Origin of the sequence: Pseudarthrobacter phenanthrenivorans, assembly GCF_036455295.1 — a bacterium.
In the GTDB taxonomy this organism is placed as follows: Bacteria; Actinomycetota; Actinomycetes; order Actinomycetales; family Micrococcaceae; genus Arthrobacter; species Arthrobacter phenanthrenivorans_C.
The window spans coordinates 344,269-362,265 of record NZ_JAYXNX010000004.1; the positions used below are offsets into that span (position 1 = coordinate 344,269).

A 17,997-nucleotide genomic window follows, 5' to 3' on the forward strand; every position below is an offset into this window, starting at 1 on the left:
AGCGTCGGATCCCCGGCCGCGGAAAGCTCCCAACGGTCCTGAGCAGCGTGCGGCGGTGCGTCGAGAACTTCCTCTCACCATATGCCCATCCCTAGGAGCCAATTCAATGAAGGTCACTGCTGCCCTGGCCACCGCGCCCAAAGCCCCTTTCGAACTCGTTCAGCTCTCGCTTGATGAGCCCCGCCCGGATGAGGTCAGGGTGAAGGTCGTAGCAACGGGCGTCTGTCACACCGACGCAATCGTCCGAGACCAGGTCTACCCCACGCCCTTGCCGGCGGTTCTGGGACATGAGGGGGCAGGAGTTGTGGAGGCGGTCGGCTCCTTGGTGACCTCGGTCGCCGTCGGAGACTCTGTGGTTCTATCCGCCAATTACTGTGGAGTATGCGGGCAATGCCTGACAGGACGGCCTGCGTACTGCAGCGAATTCTTCGGCCGCAACTTTGCCGGTACCCGCCCCGATGGCTCCACGGCCTTGAACGACGGCGAATCCGCAGTCTCTTCGCACTTCTTTGGTCAATCCTCTTTCGCGACGCACGTTAACGTCGCCGTGCGAAGCGTGGTCAAGGTGGACTCCGAGCTCCCCTTGGAACTGCTGGGGCCCCTTGGTTGTGGCCTGCAGACAGGGGCTGGGGCTGTGATCAACTCCCTTGGTGTGCGTCCCGGTACCAGCATTGTTGTGTTTGGAACCGGCGCGGTGGGGTGCGCAGCCCTCATGGCGGCCGCCGCCGTTGGGGCAACAACCATCGTGGCGGTGGACATCGTTGAGTCCCGGCTCGCCACCGCCAAGGATTTGGGGGCCACGCACACGATCAACAGCCGCAGCGCGGACGTAGCAGCACAGATAGCGCAGATCACCGGTGAGCGCGGCGTCGATTACGCGCTGGACACCACCGGCATTCCGTCGGTGTTGCGCCAGGCTGCAGACATCCTGGGCACCGGTGGCACGGCGGCCCTTGTGGGGGCGCCCGCTCCGGGGACGGAAGTGTCATTTGAGGTGGGTGGTTCTCTGCTCAAAGGCTGGCACTTCCGGACCATCATCGAGGGGGATTCCGTGCCCCAGGTATTCATTCCCCAGCTGATCCGCCTCTGGAAGCAGGGAAAGTTCCCGCTGGAGAAGTTGACCAAGACTTTTGCGTTTGCCGACATCAATGACGCTTTCGAGGCTTCCGAATCCGGTGAAGTCATCAAGCCTGTCCTGGTCTTCTAGCCACGTGGCGGACCCGGAAGGGGTCCGCCCCCAAGTCCACTTCTCCCACACACAAATTCCTTAGGACATTAACCATGACTACAACCACCCTGGAGACCACGGCGACCTTCGCCGGCCAGCCCGTGAGCCAGCAGTTCATCGGCGGGACGTGGCGTGACGGGAGGTCAGACAAGACGCTGACAGTCACGAATCCCTATGACGACTCGGTCCTGGCGTTCATTCGGCAGGCCAACAAAGAAGACCTCGACGAGGCATTTCGTGCTGCCGAATCGGCCCAGAAAGGCTGGGCCGCCCAGACTCCCGTTGCGCGCCGGCAGGTGATTCTCCGGGCAGCCCAGATCCTTGAACAGCGTCGAGAAGAGATTGTCGACTGGCTGGTCAATGAGTCAGGCTCCGCTGTGGCCAAGGCCCAGGTCGAGGTCTCCCTTGCTGCCGGAATTACGCTGGAGGCGTCGTCCTTCCCAACGCGCGTTCACGGCCGCATTGTCGAATCGAACACGCCGGGCAAGGAATTGCGCGTCTACCGCAGTCCGATCGGCGTCGTCGGCGTGATCAGCCCGTGGAATTTCCCGCTCCACCTGTCCGAGCGTTCGGTGGCTCCGGCACTTGCCCTGGGGAACGCCGTCGTCATCAAACCGGCCAGTGACACACCCATCACAGGAGGGTTGATCCTCGCACGGGTATTCGAGGAAGCCGACCTGCCGCCTGGAGTGCTCAACGTGGTGGTGGGGGCCGGATCGGAGATCGGCGATGACTTCGTCACGCATCCTGCACCCGGGCTGATTTCGTTCACGGGGTCGACGCCGATCGGACAGAACGTCGGCAAGCTTGCCGCCGGTGGAAAACACCTTAAGCACGTAGCCCTGGAACTCGGCGGTAACGCGCCGCTCGTGGTCCTGGCAGACGCAAACCTGGACGCTGCGGTTGAGGCTGCCGTGCTGGGCAAATTCCTGCATCAGGGCCAGATCTGCATGGCCGTCAACCGCATTATTGTTGAGGCCCCGCTCTACGACGAATTCGTAACGCGTTTCACCGCCGCGGCCTCAAGCGTCCCCTTCGGCGACCCGACTTCCGCGCAGACGCTGGTAGGTCCCGTGGTCAACGACAACCAACTTGAAGGACTGAAGACAAAGATCGCGACAGCCAAGGCTGAGGGTGCACGCACCGTCCTCGACGGCGAAATCACAGGCAGAGTGGTGCCGCCCCACGTGTTCGCCGACGTCTTGCCCGACATGGAGATTGCCCGCGAGGAGATATTTGGACCGTTAGTGGGAATCATCAAGGCCGACGATGAAGCCCACGCCCTGGAACTCGCGAACGCCACGGAATTCGGGCTTTCAAGTTCCGTCTTCACCCAGGACATTGAACGCGGCGTGCGTTTCGCCCGTGGCGTCAAGGCTGGTATGACTCACATCAACGAGATGCCGGTCCATGACGAATCGCACGTGCCGTTCGGCGGGGAGGGCAACTCCGGGCTCGGGCGGTTCAACGGCGACTGGGCAATTGCCGAATTCACCACCGACCACACGATCGGAGTCAGGCGTCTCTAATGCCGCTTGCCCCGCCGATGCAGGGATTTGGCTGCATCGGCGGGGACCTTCGTTTCCGCCGCCGACTTCGTGATCAATCCTGCGCGCTAACCTGTGAAACATCCGATCCACCCCGCTACAACGCTCCCTGGAGGGACAATGACCCTAAGATTCGAGTACGCGGCTCCCCGGCAGCGCGTGTTCTTCGGGAGTGGCAACGCGGCTGCGGACGTTTCTGCCGAAGCAGGCAGGCTCCAATCCCGCAGGGCGATGGTGATCTCCAGCCGCCGGCAGAGTGCCACCACGGAAGCCATTATTGAGGGCGTGCAAGTTGCCTCGCGCTACCACGAGGTCATCGAACACGTCCCGGCCGCGGCGGCCGAGGCAGCGCGCCAGGCCGCGGCATCGCATAAGGCGGACCTTCTCGTGGCCATTGGTGGGGGTTCGGCCATCGGCCTGGCAAAGTCCATCGCGCTGACCACGGGACTTCCCATTGTCGCGGTGCCAACGGGCTATGCCGGCTCGGAAGCCACCAATGTCTGGGGCGTCACGGAGGGCCCCGCGGGCAAGACACAAAAGGTGACAGGCGTAGACGACCGTGTCCTGCCGGAGTCGGTGATCTACGACGTCGACCTCACCCTTTCGCTGCCGGCGGCACTGTCCGTGGCCTCAGGATTGAATGCCCTCGCGCACTGCATCGACTCACTGTGGGCGCCCCGCGCCCACCCGGTCAACGCGGCATTGGCTACGGAAGCCATCCGGCTGCTTGCCGGGGGGTTGCCGATGGTGAAGGATGACCCCTCCGGCGTAGGGGGCCGGGAACAGATGTTGAGTGGTGCTTATTTGGCGGCAGCGGCCTTCGCGTCTGCGGGCGCCGGGATGCATCACAAGATCTGTCACGTACTGGGTGGCCGTTTCAACCTCCCACACGCGCAAACGCACGCCGTAATTCTTCCCCATGTCACAGCATTCAATCTGGCGGCAGCATCCGGGGCCGAAACCCGCATTGCAGCCGCCCTGGGCAGCCAGGGGCCCTCGATGGCCTGGACCGCCTGTACGAGGCGATTGACGCGCCACGGAGCCTCGCCAGTCTCGGATTTTCCGAGGACCAGATACCCGAAGCCGTGTCTCTGATCATGCCGCACCTGCCGCCGTCGAACCCCCGCCCAGTGGACGCTTCAGGGCTGGAAAGGCTGCTGCAGGCAGCCTGCAACCCGCGGCGGCCGTGACGTTGCCCGTGTGTGTGGGGGGCTGTGGGCAGGACGCTGCGGGCTGACCGAACGCTAGAGATCGAGGTGGTCCCTGTGCTCAAGCAGCCTGGACACCGCGTAGCCGATGACCAGGCCCCAGAAGGCCGCGTGGATGTTGAAAAGGTTCAAACCTGAGATCGTCACCACGAAGGTGACCAGCGCGCCCAGGGTGAAGGTAGTGGAAAAGGCGGTCACGAACGCCTGCTGGAGTGCCCGCAGCATCGCGATTCCGCCAAGGACCAGGACGAATTCCTTAGGGGTGGCGAGCATCAGCCTGGTGAGCAGGGGTGCCAGTACGGCGAAGGCAAGGGCCAGCATGCCGTACACGACGGCGGCCGAGTACTGGCGCTTTTTGGTTCCGGAGGAGGTCAACAGGGCATTTGTAGGTCCGGTGACGCACGCTGAGACTGCGCCGAAGGCAGCGTTGAGCACCGAAAAGGCTCCGGAAGCAACTGCGAAGACGTTGACGGGTGGGCGGTGTCCGGCGGCGCGGAGGACGGCGATACCTTGCCCGTTCTGGACGAACAAGACTGTAAGTGCCAGCGGAAGGACCAGTTCGAGTTGGGCTGCCCACGTGAAGTCTGGAACGGTGAACACCGGTGCAGCCAGCAAGGGTCCTGCCTTGCCGAGGACGAACTGGCCGCTCACGGCCACAGCCACACAACCTGCCACGAGGGTACCGAGTACCGGAGGAAGGAAGCGTCCCAGGGCCGGTACGGCAGTGAGCAGCAGGAACACCGCCACCATCGGGCCGGCTATGGCCAGATTGGATTGCGTTGAGGCAACAATGTCGGTGCCGAACTTCAGGAACACCGCGGCCACCATCGCCATGACGATCTGCATTGGCACCCGGGCCATGATCCGGCGGACCACGCCGCTGATGCCCAGTGCCAGGATCAGCAGACCCGAGGTGAAGAAAGCTCCCACGACTTCCGGAAAGGACAGGTGTTGAAGGGAAGGACCCAGCAGGACCGTGCCGGGAATGGACCAGGCGAAGCCGAGGGGCTGACGATACAGCAGCGACATGACCAGGGTTGCTGCCCCGCCGGAAAATAGAATGCCGAACACCCAGGATGCCAGTTGGGCTTCACCCAGCCCTCCGGCCGTTCCGACAGCAAGCGTGACAGCAATAGGCCCGGAGGCAGCGAAAATAAGGCCTATGACGCCGTTGGCTACGTAGGTAGGTCCGACGTCATGGAAGAAACTGTGGACTCCCGCGGGGCGGACCCCCGGGCGTTCCAGGAGGGGTTCGGGCTTGGCGTCGAGCATGCCCCCGGACCGGGATACGGAGGATGGGTCGTGGCGGGATTGCGACATTCAGGCTCCTGGAAAGCGGGATGGATGTCCGGCAAGACCGAAGGCGCTCCGGAGCCGATGGCCCTGGAGCGCCTCAGATGTACCTGGTCCATGGACAGGTGCGGGTGCTGAACCGGGATCTTTTACTTCGTCTGGCCCTGCTTGGCAAGGACGTAGTCATAAACTACTTCTTCACCGGTTGCGCCGTCCGTGCGCGGCCGCGGATCGAGCATCAGTTCGGGCTTGACTGCCGATGCGATGTCGTCTGCGTTGTGGGGATCGCCAGGGAAGTAAAGCTGCTGGGTTACGGGCTGGTATCCCGGTGCAGAAACCTTGATGTGGATATGCGCGGGGCGCCATGCGTGCCAGCCAGCAGCGCTGATGAGTTGCCCGCAGGCCCCGTCGGTGGGTATCTGGTAGGGGGCAGGCCGCATTGTATTGATCTCGAAACGTCCGTCGTCATCTGCTTTCACCGTGGCGCGGAAGAGCCATTCCGGCAGGCCCGGGGCGTACTGCGAGTAGAAGCCGGCGCTGTCCGCATGCCAGATCTCCACCTGGGCATTTTGGATGGCGTTGCCCTCCGTGTCAGTGAAGCGGCCGGTGAACCGCAGCGGGGTGCCCTGCTCGTCGTCGCGCATCTCCACTGTGGCCGGTGTCTGGAGCTCGGGGGAGCCGGGTACGTAGTACGGTCCTTCAATAGTGCCCACGGTGCCGGGACGGTCCTGGGAGTTCACGTCCTCAACGGTGTGTTCAAGCCAGACGTCGAGGAACAGTGGCCACTCGCCGTCGGTGCCGACCTTGATCAGCCACGCTTTCAGCGCGTTGTATTCCTGGTAGGTGACCTGGTGCTCAACAACGAGGTCGTTGGCCGCTTTGATGAGGGCTCCTGCCAGCAGGCTAACCCTTTCCTTGGGTACTTCCAGCTGTGCGAGTTTCCCCGAGGCTGCGAAGCGTTCGGTGGCCTTTGAGCCGGCCTCCACGGCGGTGCCCTCGTTTTCGTTCCGGGTATCCGTTTGGATCTCAGTCATGGCGGTCTCCACCTTCGTCTTTGAATAGGGGCAGGAAGCTTCTCCTGCATCCACCGCGTTGCCTTGCAGCGCAGGTAACCCGCTGCCACGCGGCGTTGCGTGATGTCGGTCTCATCGTAGGCACGGGAATAAGGACGCTACAAATATCGATAATGCACGGTTTTGGTCATTATCGATACATAAATACACCCTTGGTCGACCCTAGGTGTTTGCCTGATGTGAGTCCTGTCACGGGTGGGAAGAATTGGCTTCAGAGTCCATCCCTGGCATTGATGCCGGCCCGGACCTCCCGCCCAGCCGTCCAGCACCCTCCAATGAAGGAGCACGCCTTGACCGAGAATCTGACCCATGCCCGCGAGGTCCTTGCCGACGCCGTGATCGATGACCGTGAGAACGGCATCATCAGGGCCAAGCGGGAGATCTTCACGGACCAGGAGATCTTCGAACTCGAGATGAAGCACATCTTCGAAGGCAACTGGGTGTACCTCGCCCACGAGTCGCAGATCCCCAACGTGGGTGACTACTTCACCACATACATCGGCCGCACGCCGGTGATGATCACCAGGGACAAAGACGAGAAGCTGAACTGCATCGTCAACGCCTGTTCGCACCGCGGCGCCATGCTGTGCCGCCGCAAAACGGACAACCGCACCACTTTCACCTGCCCGTTCCACGGCTGGACGTTCAAAAACTCCGGCGAGCTGCTGAAAGTCAAGGATTCCCGGAACGCCGGCTACCCCGAGAACTTCAATAAGGAAGGCTCGCACGACCTCACCAAGGTGGCCCGGTTCGAGTCGTACCGCGGCTTCCTGTTCGGCTCGCTGAAGGCGGACGTGCTCCCGCTCGAGGAGCACCTGGGCGACGCCACCAAGGTGATCGACTCGATCGTCGACCAGTCGCCCGAAGGCCTGGAGGTGCTGCGCGGCTCCTCGACCTACACGTATGACGGCAACTGGAAGGTCCAGGCGGAGAACGGCGCGGACGGCTACCACGTCACTGCCGTGCACTGGAACTACGCAGCCACCACCGCCCGCCGCAGCGCAGGTGACTCCGCCAACAAAACCAAGGCCATGGACGCCGGCAAGTGGGGCAAGGTCAAGGGCGGCTTCTACTCCTACGACCACGGACACCTGCTCCTGTGGCAGGAATGGACCAATCCCGAGGACCGTCCGCTCTGGGACCGGCGCGATGAACTGGTGCAGAAGTACGGCGAGGAGATGGCGAATTTCATGATCAACATCTCGCGCAACCTTTGCCTGTACCCGAACGTCTACATCATGGACCAATTCTCTTCGCAGATCCGCCACTTCCGGCCGATTTCCGCGGATCAGACCGAGGTAACCATCTACTGCATCGCACCGAAGGGCGAGTCCCAGGAGAACCGCTCCAAGCGCATCCGCCAGTACGAGGACTTCTTCAACGCCACCGGCATGGCAACGCCGGACGACCTGGAAGAATTCCGCTCCTGCAACAAGACCTACTGGGCCACCAGCGCCCCCTGGAACGACATGACGCGGGGTTCCACCCACGAGATCGCCGGGCCGGACGAGCAGGCGCAGGCCCTGGGCATGACCAGGGTGATCGCTTCCGGCGTCCGCACCGAAGACGAAGGGCTTTACCCCATCCAGCACGGGTACTGGAAGGAAGTCATGGACCGCGCACTGTCGGAGGAAGAGGAGCGATCCGCTCTGGAATCCATCCCCGCCTCCGCCTGACAGAGCCCGCCCAAACCACAGAGAGCGCAGAACCCATGACCAACCTGACCCACACCGCCCCGGTCCTGAAGACCGCTGAGGAGATCGCAACCCTCGAAACCGTCCGGGCGTTCCTCTACCGGGAGGCCCGTCTGCTGGACGACCGCCAGTTCGACGAGTGGCTTGAGTGCTACCACCCGGACTCCGAATTCTGGATGCCCGCCTGGGACGTCGACGACCAGCTGACGCAGGACCCCCAGAACGAGATCTCCCTGATCTACTACGACAACCGCGGCGGCATCGAGGACCGGGTGTTCCGGATCAAGACCGACCGGTCGTCGGCCACCTCCCTCCCGGAGCCGCGCACGGGCCACAACATCACGGACATCGAGGTGCTGGCGAACGACGGCGGCAAGGTGGACGTGCGCTTCAACTGGTTCACCCTGTACTTCCGCTACAACACGACGGACACATACTTCGGCACAAGCTTCTACACGATCGACCTTTCCAGCCCCGAGCCGGTGATCCTGAAGAAGAAAGTCGTCCTGAAGAACGACTACATCCACCACGTGGTGGACGTCTACATGATCTGATCTGCCGAACCGGTGCCCGGGAGTTCCCGGGCGCCGCACGGCAGGTTCCACCCCCGTGCCGGCGGGCACGACACGACCAATACGGGCCGCGACGACGCGCCCACCCAACCAGGAGGACCCCATGGGCCACAAAGTAGCCCTCAGCTTCGAAGACGGCGTCACCAAGGTCATCAAGGTCGGCGACTACGAGACCGTCATGGATGCCGCCTACAAGGCACGTATCAACATCCCGTCTGACTGCCGGGACGGTGCCTGCGGCACCTGCAAGGCATTCTGCGACTCCGGCTCCTTCGATCCGGGAGACTACATCGACGACGCCATGACCGAAGAGGAGCTCGAAAAGGGCTACCTGCTGACCTGCCAGGCCGTCCCGGAATCCGACCTGGCCATCCAGATCCCGGCCACGTCTGAGTCAGCGAAGACGGCCGCGGCCACTTTCACCTCCACTATCAAAGAGCTCAACCGGCATACCGACACCACGGTGTCCTTCACCCTCGAGGTGGACAACCGGGACGCGCTGGCCTTCCTCCCGGGCCAATATGTAAACCTCAAGGTTCCCGGAACCGACGCCGAGCGCTCCTACTCCTTCAGTAGCGGCCCCGAGGTCCCGGACGCCTCCTTCATGGTGCGCGTAACTCCGCAGGGTGCCATGTCCGAGTACCTGCGCGACCGCGCCGCCGTAGGGGACGCCATCGAATTCACCGGCCCGTATGGATCGTTCTTCCTCCGCGAACCAAAGCGGCCCCTGCTGCTCCTGGCCGGCGGCACCGGCCTCGCCCCGCTCCTGTCAATCCTTGAAAAGCTCTCCGAAAACCCGCCGTCCACACCGGTCCACCTGATCTACGGGCTCACCCGCGAGGCGGACATCGTGGGCCTTGACTGGCTGCGCGCCTACGAAGCGAAACTGCCCGGCTTCACCTGGGACTACATTGCCTCCGAGCCCGGCACCTCCGCCCCACACACCGGCTACGTCACCCAGATCATCGAACCCGCGCACCTCAACGAAGGCGACGTGGACATCTACCTCTGCGGGCCGCCCCCTATGGTCAACGCCGTCTCCAAGTGGCTGGACACCGAAGGCATCCAGCCCGCCAACTTCTACTTCGAACGGTTCGCGCCGAAGGAGACCACCGGAGGCGACGCCGAAACGGGCGCCCCGGCGGCAGCCGAGAAGATCCAGGCCGACGGCGACACAATGAGCCGCGCCGAAGCAGTGTCCTCGCTGGAGACAGGCAGGCTGGACTTCCGCAAGGAGGACAGCTACGCCCAGCTCGATGCCCGCATGGGCCTGGAACTCGCCGTCAGCGGGCTGCTGTTGGGCCGCCTCAGCGACGAGCAGCTGCGACAGTTCCGCCGGCTCGCCGAGGCAACCACCGGGTCCGTGCAGGACGGGAAAATCACCGACCCCGAAGAGTTCGCGCGCACCAACGAGGAATTCCACGAGTACCTGTTCATGATCTGCGACAACCCCATGCTCCTGGAGTCATACCGCCGCTTGGACGTGCACGCCCAGATGGCCGCGGCATTTGAAACCGGAACGCCGATCTTCGAGCGCGTAACACAGGACCACCTGGCCATCGTGGACGCCTTCGAACGCGGCGATAAGGACAGCCTCCGTGCCGTCATCACCTCGCACGCACACGACGCCAAGGACACCATGGCCAGCGCCATCGACGCCAAGGCTGCCCTCTGATGGCGGCACCGTATGCGGGCCAATTCGTCACACCCGGCAGGTTCGGCGGCAAGGCCGCCGTCGTCACCGGAGCCGCACAGGGAATCGGCCGAAAGGTGGCTGAACGCATCGCTGCCGAAGGCGGCGCCGTGGTTCTGGTGGACCGGGCAGAGCTGGTTCACGACGTTGCCCGCGACATCGAAGAGGCCGCCAAGGCCTCGGGCTCCGGCGGGTCCGCCACGTCAGTCACCGCGGACCTCGAGACCTTTGCCGGCGCCACCCACGCAGTCAAGGCGGCGCTCGCCGCCCACGGACGCGTGGACGTGCTGGTCAACAACGTGGGCGGCACCATCTGGGCACGCCCCTATGAGGAGTACGACGAGGACAAGATCGAGAAGGAAATCCGCCGCTCGCTCTTCCCCACCCTCTGGAGCTGCCGCGCGGTATTGCCGGCGATGCTGGAGCAGGAATCGGGGACCATCGTCAACGTTTCCTCGGTGGCCACCCGCGGCATGCACCGCGTCCCGTACGCCGCCGCAAAGGGCGGCGTAAACGCCCTGACCCAGGCCCTGGCCATGGAGGTGGCAGGCCGCGGCATCCGCGTGGTCGCCACCGCGCCGGGCGGCACCGAAGCGCCACCGCGGAAGGTCAGGCGAGGGCCGGAAGCAGAATCCGCAACCGAGAAGGCCTGGTACCAGGTGATCGTGGACCAGACCGTCGAGTCGTCCTTCATGAAACGCTACGGAACCCTGGACGAGCAGGCAGCGCCCATCGTCTTCCTGGCCTCCGACGAAGCGTCCTACCTGACCGGCAGCATCCTCCCGGTGGCCGGCGGGGACCTGGGGTAACCCTTGGACCCGCGCCGGAAGGGGCAGACGGCCCGCTCCGGTAGACTTGCGGCCATGACTGCGGGGTCCATCCTGGGCGATATTGGTGCGGATTCGCCGCTGGTGGGCCGGGACGCGGTGTTCGAGGGGCTCCTGGAAACCCTCCGCACGGTCCGCAAAGGCAACGTTGCCACCGTGGTCCTTACGGGCCCTCCGGGGTCTGGAAAGACCGCTGTGCTGGAGTCCTTCCTGGAGCATTGCCGGACGGGCGCCCGCGGCGTCCGCATACTTTCGGCCATGGGCGATGAGTGGGAAGCGCAGTTTGCGCTCGCCGGCTACTCCCAGCTCATGCTCACCTCGCCGCTGCGTTCGGCCAAGGCATACGACGGCGGTCCGCCGCCTCCGGCCACGCCCGTTGCCGCCCTGGGCGCTGACCAAGTGGTCAATTACGCATCCACGCTCAGTACGCACCTTGAAGGGTTGCAGTCGCACGGAACCGTTGTGGTCGCCGTCGACGACGTCCACAAACTGGACGTGGAAAGCCTGCGTATCCTCACGTTCGTGGTGCGTCGGCTGCAGGGCAAGCGGATTCTCTTCCTGCTGACGCTCAATCCCGCCGATGCGCCGCGCATCCCCGCCGGGGTCCTGGACTTCCTGACTGGTCACCAGGTGGTTCGGATCCCCATGGAACCGCTCACCGCAGAGCAAGTCCAGGACGTAGCCCGGCGTTTCCATGGCATTGACCTCAGCGTCACGGCGGCCCACGGGCTGGTCCGGCATACAGGCGGCTTGCCGCGGCCCGTCGTCGAGCTGCTGCGCGAGCTGCCCGCGGAGACTTGGCTGACGTGGTTCCCGTCGCTGCCACCCACGTCCAGGGTGCGGGCAAGGGTGCGCAGCGTCCTGGACGCCGCGTCGCCCGGACTCGTTGCCGTCGCGGAGGCCACATCCGTGCTGCGGGGCGGCGCCGGACTGACAGAAGTGGCTGCAGTGAGCGGGGTCGCGGACGTCCTTCAGGCCCTGGACGAAGGCCACCGCGCCGGTCTCTTGGCGCTGTCCGTTGACCAGGCGCGCTCCGCCGTCGTGTTCGTTGAAGCGGGCACCGCCGAGGCGATCTACGAGCAAATTGTTCCCAGCCGCCGCATCGAGCTGCACCGTTTGGCCGCCGGAGCCGTGGAACCGGAAGGCGGGAAACTGGCCCACCGGGTTTCTGCAACTCCGGCCGCGGACCAGTCGCTGGCCCAAGAGCTCGAGGATTTCGCCAGCCGCCAGGCCTCCGTGGGGGCGTGGCAGGACGTGGCGACGGCGCTGTTCTCCGCTTCGCGGCTTTCGCTGGATATCCGGACCCGCAACGACAGGCTCCTGCGGGCCGTGGACGCACTGGTGGGAGCCGGGAATGTAGCCGAGGCGCAGACGTGGTCAGCGGCTGTTGACGCCCTGCCGCCCTCGCCCCTGCGCTCCTCCGTGCTGGGTTACCTGTCCACGGTGTCCGGCCAGAACGACAGCGCCCAAAACCAGTTGGATATGGCGTGGCGCACCAGCAACCTGGAGCGTGATCCTCAGGCCGCTGCACAGGTGGCGCAGCGTTTCGTCCTGCACGGGGTTGCATCCTGGGACGGGCCGACGATCACCGGCTGGGCGGAGCGGGCCATGGCCCTGACGGAATCCGGAACGCCGGCGCACGTCGAATCGGAGGCCATCTACGGCCTGGGCCTTTACGCCCGGGGCCTTCTGGGGGAGGCGGAGGCCTCCTACCAGCGGGCGTTTGGCCATGCCGCCGAAAACGCGCAAAAGCAGCGGGTCCAGATGGGAGCCGGCTGGCTGGCGCTGCGGATGGACAACGTGGAAGCGGCCCTGGTCAACTTCGAGTCCGCAGTCCCCACGGAGTACCGCGGCGGGTCCCTGCGGATCTCGTTGTGGGCCGAGGCGTGGCTGGCCCGCACCCATCTGGTGCTGGGGAACTGGGATGCCGCGGCGGCCACCATCGCCCGGGCAAGTGTCCGCCTGGAAACCTCCCGGATGCCCCTGATCAGGCCCTTGCTGTATTGGACCGCCGCGGAGCTGTGGTCCATGCGCGGCGACTGGGACCGCGCCCGCTATTACGTATCCCAGGCCGCAGTCCAGCCGGGAACCTACCGGGCGATGCAGGTGCCTGCCAGCCTGGCGAGGGCAAGGTTCCATGAGGCACGGGCTGACTATGAAAGCGCCCTCGCCGTGCTGCAGCCGCTGACCGAGCTGGATCCGTGGACCGAGGACCGGGTGTCCTTTTGGCCTTGGCAGGACACGTATGTCAACGCGCTGGTGATGACCGATCAGCTCGACGCCGCGGATGCTTTCCTGACGTCCTTCGAGGGGTTGCGGCGTGAACGCGAAGTCCCCTCCGACATGGCACGGATGGCCTGGGCGCGGGGCCGGCTGTTGACGGCCCAGGGGGATCCCGACGCCGGCAGGGAACATTTCGAGACCGCCCTGGGCCACCTCCGGGGGCTTAACCGGCCGTACCTGCGGGCCCGCATCAGTTTTGCCTTCGGGCAGAGCATGCGCCGGGCCGGCAAGCGGCGGCTGGCGTCCTCGGTGCTCCGCGCGGCGCGGGACCTCTACGACTCCCTGGGCGCGGCCACCTATGTGGAGCGCTGCGACAGGGAACTCAAGGCGACCGGTCTCGACGTCGGGAATTTTCCTGACCCGGCCGATTCGGTACTCACCGCCGCCCGGGAGCACCACGTCCAGCTCACGCCGCAGGAGCAGGCGGTGGCCGAACTCGTGGCCGGAGGTTCGACCAACAAGGAGGCGGCCCGCGCTCTGTTCCTCGCCGAGAAGACGGTGCAGTACCACCTCACGCGCCTCTATCGGAAGATGGGCATCCGGTCCCGAAGCGAACTCGCCGCCGCGTTCCGGGCCAGTGACTGACCCGAACGCGGCGGTTGGTTCCTATTTAACGTCGGAGGGGTGCTTGGCCAGCGGCACCACGGAGATTTCCATGTACGGAAACAGTGGAAGGTTCTGCAGGATGTCATGGAGCTCGTCGTTGGAATCCACGTCGAAGATCGAGTAGTTGGCGTATTCACCCACCACGCGCCAGATTTCCGGCCATTTCCCCGAGCGCTGCAGCTCCTGTGAATAGGCCTTCTCCTTGGCCTTGATCGCAGCTGCCTCGGCTGCGGGTAGGTCGGCGGGCAGGTTGACGTCCATGTGTACGAGGTATTTCACTGATGTTCCTTTCGTGGAAGGGTGGCTTAGCGGTCGCTGCGGTAGCGTTCGAGCTTTTCCTCGTTGACCCCCGTGCCCACGCCGGGGCCCTCGGGGACGCGAATGCGCCCTTCGATAATCTGCAGGGGTTCGGCCAGCAGGTCGTCCGCCATGTCCAGGTAGTTGGACAGTTCGGCGGCGCGCTTGGCCGTGTGGGCGAACGCGGCGCCGAACACCACCGAAGCCACCGTGCCCACCTGGGTGTCGATCTGGTTGCCGATGTACACGTCGATGCCCATACCCTCGGCCATCCCCACGATCTTGGCCGCCTCCGTAAAGCCGGAGCGGGCCGTCTTGACCGCCAGCAGGTTCGCTCCGCCGTTAAGGATTTCCCGGGCTGCTTCCCCGAGGTTGGGGGCGGATTCATCGGCAGCGATCGGGATGGGGGAGGTGGCAACGAGCCGACGGCGGCCCAGGACTTCGCGGGCGTCGTCCGGTTCCTCGAGGAACTGCAGGCCCAGGTCCGCGGTGCGGCGCAGCACCTCGGCGGCCTCATTGGCGGACCAGCCCCGGTTGGCGTCCATGTACAGTTCGGCATCCCCGCCGAGTCCCTCGCGCAGCACGCGGGCCGCCTCGATGTCCAGGCTCAGGGGGCGCCGGCCGGTCTTGAGCTTGAACGTGTTGATGCCGTAGGTGTCGCGGAACTCCAGCGCCAGGTCGAGCAGTTCCTGTGCGGGCTTGAATCCGAGCATGTGTGAGACCCTCAGCGAGTCGGTGTAGCCGCCCAGCAGCTTGGTCACCGGCTGCCCCAGCGTCTTGCCGATGACGTCCCACAGGGCGATATCCACGGCGCCTTTGGCGGTCTGGTTGTGGATGGTGCGGTAGAGGATCTCCTGGACCTTCTCCCGGTCGAAAATGTCGACGCCGATCAGCTGGGGCGCGAATACGTCCTGCACCACCGCGACGATGGACTTTTGCGTCTCGCCATAGGTGTACGGGCGCGGCGGAGTGTCCGCGAGGCCCACCACGCCGTCGTCGGTGCGAAGGCGAACCAGTACGTGGTCCGCCTCGTGGACGGATCCGGAGGCGAAATGCAGGGGGTGGCGGTAAGGAATCGAGTAGGGAATCGCCTCAATGGCCGCGATTTTCATGACTGGGAAGCCTTTCATCAGTGGGAAGCGGGGGCGGGCAGTGGTTGTGCGCCTGTAGCGGCTGCGACGACGTCCAGGAAGTTCTGCAGCAGGGTGGAGTGGTTTCCGCGCAGCCAGGCGACAGCGAGCTCCACGGAAGGGCTATTTTCGATGTCCCGGTAAGCAACGCCGTCAAGTTGGAAGGCCCGGACCCGGGACGGCATGACCGCCACGCCGCCGCCGGCGGCAACGAATGCCAGCATCGTGGACGTCTCGCCAACAACTTGGGTGATGCGCGGCTGAAAGCCGGCCTGTCGACACAGGTCGGAGGTGATGCGATAGAGCACGGACTCGGGCGCATATGCAATGAAGTCCTGATCCTGAAGTTCATGCGTCGCCACGGACTGGTCCTCCGCCAGCGCGCTGAATGATGGAACCGCAACGACGAGCGGCTCCTGGGCGACGACCCGGTAGTCGATTTCCTGGGATGAGACCGGGGGACGCAGCAGTGCTGCGTCCAAAGTTCCGTCCCGGAGGCCGGCTTCCATGGACGGGGTGAGCATCTCGCCGTTCAATGCCAAGGACAGGCCGGGAAGGAGCTGCTTGGCAAGGCGCGCGATCTGGGGCATGACGCCGTAGGTTGCAGACCCGGAAAATCCCACCCGAAGGACACCGGTGGCGCCTTTGCCCACTTGGTACACGTCCGCCTCCAGCGTCCCTATGTCGTTGACGATCTGCCGTCCCCGGTCAAGCAGGAGCTGCCCGGCGGCCGTGAGGTCCACCCGGCGGGTGGTGCGGTTGAGCAGTTGCACCCCAAGCTGCTCTTCAAGCTGGCGGATCTGCTGGGAAAGGGGCGGCTGCGCCATATGGAGGCGCTTGGCCGCCCGGCCAAAGTGCCGCTCTTCCGCAACAGCGATGAAGTAGTTCAGCTGCCGGATGTCCACTGTGTTGCCCTCCCATATGCCATGCCACTGGGCAGGCTCGACATCATTGAGTCACAGGATAGCCCTAAAAGAGCCTACTAATGCATTCTTTTGACTCAATGATGCCCACGGCGGGCTGGCCGTTCGCTACTGGAGGTGCTCTGCGGCCAGGCCGGATTCGGCGCGTTGGCCAGCGATCGCCTCGACCTTGTGCTCGGCCCGCTCCAGCTTGCCCTGGCGTGGGACCAGGACCGTGACCAGTGCGCCAAGGAGGGCAACGCCGCCGTAAAGGTAGAAGGCGGTGGACCCTCCGATACCGGCCGCCGCGAGCCAGCCGCCGATGATGGGGCCGAGGACGCCGCCCAGCCGGCCCACGCTGGCGCACCAAGCTACGCCGGCCGCGCGGGCGTTGGTGGTGAAGTAGTTGGATTGGAACCCATAAATCAGCACTTGGGTGCCCAGCGTTCCAACGCCGGCCACGGCAATGAACGTGAAAAGCATCGGCAGAGGGAAATTAAAGGTCATGAGGATCAACGAGACGGTAGCAAGCACGAAGGTTGTGGCGATGACCCGCTGCGGGCCGCTCTTGTCCGCCATCCGGGAGGCGACCAACCCGCCCGCCACCGCACCGAGGTTCAGCGCCAGCGGGAAAAACAGGGAGTAGGTCCGGCCGTAGCCGTAGCCCTCCATGATCTTGGGGAGCCACGTGTTGAGGCCGTAGGTGAGGAGGAGGCCGCAGAAAGACATGAGCCCCAGCAGGACCGAAGCCAGCGCGAACTGCCTGGAGAAGACCGCGGCGAACCCGGACTTCTGCGGGGCTGCTCCGGTGTCGAGGATGACGCGCTCTTCAAGCAGCGGCACACCAGTAAGCTTCGCGGTGGCCAGTGCCTCCGCTTCCCGGCCGCGGGACAGCAGCCACCGGGGGGATTCGGGGAGTTTGCGCATGGCGATGGGGAGCAGGATGACCAAGGGCAGGGCCCCGATGACGAAAAGGCCCCGCCAGCCGAGGCTGTCGTAGAACAGGATTCCCATGATGGAGGCAACCACGCCGCCTGCCGGGACGCCGGAGTAAACGACGGCGTTGTAGAACTGCCGGCGTCCGGCGGGGGCAAATTCGGCCATGGTGGCGCCGGCGCTGGCGATGACTATGCCCAGGCCAAGGCCCGTCACGAACCGCATGGCACCGAAGGCCGGGACGGTGGTGGTCAGTGCGGTGACGAACATGCCCACTGAGAACCAGGTGATGCCCAGGAGCATCAGCCGGCGGCGTCCGAAGAAGTCGCCCACTGCGCCGCAGGCCAGTGATCCCACCAGCACGCCGATAAGGGCCCAGGAGCCCAGGAGTCCGGCGGTGGCCACATCGAACTGTCCGATCTGGCCAGGGTCGGCCAGGAGTCCCGGCAGGACAGTGCCGTAGATGACGAGGTCGTAGCCGTCAAACAGCAGGGCCGTGCAAATGATGAAGGCCACCCAGTTGGCGGTGCGGGCCTCCTTTTGTGGATTTTCAGCGATAACCGCGTGCGGTTGTGTCATGTCCGGCTCCTCTCAGGGTGATTGCGTGCGCTGGCGCAACTCTGGGCCAGCAGCCGTTTCCGGGTTCTTTTCAGCCTGACAGTTGTGTGACGCGGGACATATGAGGGAAATGCCGAGGGTTCCGCTCGG

General features: G+C 64.7%; 14 protein-coding genes. 8 read left to right on the top strand and 6 right to left on the bottom strand.

The genetic code is table 11. The annotated features are described in order from the left end of the window. The first annotated feature begins 106 nt into the window (after window positions 1–106). From VXJ37_RS07625 to VXJ37_RS07635, 3 genes are all read left to right on the top strand, one after another. Window positions 107–1,207, top strand: a complete 1,101-nt coding sequence (locus tag VXJ37_RS07625; RefSeq protein ID WP_331322445.1) for an NAD(P)-dependent alcohol dehydrogenase — start codon at window positions 107–109, stop codon at window positions 1,205–1,207. A gap of 74 nt (window positions 1,208–1,281) precedes the next feature. Then, on the top strand, window positions 1,282–2,757 hold the full coding sequence (locus VXJ37_RS07630; protein ID WP_331322446.1) for an aldehyde dehydrogenase family protein: 1,476 nt from the start codon (window positions 1,282–1,284) through the stop codon (window positions 2,755–2,757). Window positions 2,758–2,895: 138 nt separating this feature from the next. Beyond that, on the top strand, window positions 2,896–3,870 hold the full coding sequence (locus tag VXJ37_RS07635; RefSeq protein WP_331322447.1) for an iron-containing alcohol dehydrogenase: 975 nt from the start codon (window positions 2,896–2,898) through the stop codon (window positions 3,868–3,870). A gap of 149 nt (window positions 3,871–4,019) precedes the next feature. Here the strand turns inward: VXJ37_RS07635 and VXJ37_RS07640 are convergent, their stop codons facing one another. Together VXJ37_RS07640 and catA are read right to left on the bottom strand one after the other, a co-directional pair. Next, entirely contained in the window at window positions 4,020–5,303 is a 1,284-nt protein-coding gene (locus VXJ37_RS07640; protein WP_331322448.1) for a benzoate/H(+) symporter BenE family transporter, read from the bottom strand. Window positions 5,304–5,425: 122 nt separating this feature from the next. Then, window positions 5,426–6,310 (bottom strand): catechol 1,2-dioxygenase, encoded by an 885-nt coding sequence (gene catA / locus VXJ37_RS07645; RefSeq protein WP_331322449.1) that lies wholly within the window; start codon window positions 6,308–6,310, stop codon window positions 5,426–5,428. Between the two features lie 329 nt (window positions 6,311–6,639). Between catA and benA the strand changes: the two genes are divergently transcribed. From benA to VXJ37_RS07670, 5 genes are all read left to right on the top strand, one after another. Continuing rightward, on the top strand, window positions 6,640–8,025 hold the full coding sequence (gene benA, locus VXJ37_RS07650) for a benzoate 1,2-dioxygenase large subunit (RefSeq protein ID WP_331322450.1): 1,386 nt from the start codon (window positions 6,640–6,642) through the stop codon (window positions 8,023–8,025). Between the two features lie 35 nt (window positions 8,026–8,060). After that, window positions 8,061–8,597 carry a benzoate 1,2-dioxygenase small subunit gene (benB, locus tag VXJ37_RS07655; protein ID WP_331322451.1) on the top strand — a complete coding sequence of 179 codons (537 nt, stop codon included), beginning with the start codon at window positions 8,061–8,063 and terminating at the stop codon, window positions 8,595–8,597. Window positions 8,598–8,718: 121 nt separating this feature from the next. Beyond that, window positions 8,719–10,290, top strand: a complete 1,572-nt coding sequence (gene benC, locus VXJ37_RS07660) for a benzoate 1,2-dioxygenase electron transfer component BenC (RefSeq protein ID WP_331322452.1) — start codon at window positions 8,719–8,721, stop codon at window positions 10,288–10,290. Continuing rightward, window positions 10,290–11,117, top strand: coding sequence for a 1,6-dihydroxycyclohexa-2,4-diene-1-carboxylate dehydrogenase (locus VXJ37_RS07665; protein ID WP_331322453.1), 828 nt, complete (start codon window positions 10,290–10,292; stop codon window positions 11,115–11,117). The genes benC and VXJ37_RS07665 overlap by 1 nt, the downstream gene beginning before the upstream one ends. Window positions 11,118–11,171: 54 nt before the next feature. Beyond that, window positions 11,172–14,003: an AAA family ATPase gene (locus tag VXJ37_RS07670; RefSeq protein ID WP_331322454.1), complete on the top strand. Its 2,832-nt coding sequence runs from the start codon at window positions 11,172–11,174 to the stop codon at window positions 14,001–14,003. A gap of 21 nt (window positions 14,004–14,024) precedes the next feature. On the opposite strand, the gene catC is transcribed toward VXJ37_RS07670, so the two are convergent. The 4 genes from catC to VXJ37_RS07690 form a co-directional block, all read right to left on the bottom strand. Beyond that, window positions 14,025–14,303: a muconolactone Delta-isomerase gene (catC, locus tag VXJ37_RS07675; RefSeq protein ID WP_331322455.1), complete on the bottom strand. Its 279-nt coding sequence runs from the start codon at window positions 14,301–14,303 to the stop codon at window positions 14,025–14,027. 26 nt (window positions 14,304–14,329) lie between these two features. After that, window positions 14,330–15,433, bottom strand: coding sequence for a mandelate racemase/muconate lactonizing enzyme family protein (locus tag VXJ37_RS07680; RefSeq protein WP_331322456.1), 1,104 nt, complete (start codon window positions 15,431–15,433; stop codon window positions 14,330–14,332). A 17-nt stretch (window positions 15,434–15,450) separates the two neighbouring features. Then, window positions 15,451–16,356 (bottom strand): LysR substrate-binding domain-containing protein, encoded by a 906-nt coding sequence (locus tag VXJ37_RS07685; protein WP_331322457.1) that lies wholly within the window; start codon window positions 16,354–16,356, stop codon window positions 15,451–15,453. Between the two features lie 126 nt (window positions 16,357–16,482). Continuing rightward, on the bottom strand, window positions 16,483–17,868 hold the full coding sequence (locus VXJ37_RS07690; RefSeq protein WP_331322458.1) for an MFS transporter: 1,386 nt from the start codon (window positions 17,866–17,868) through the stop codon (window positions 16,483–16,485). Window positions 17,869–17,997 lie beyond the last annotated feature (129 nt).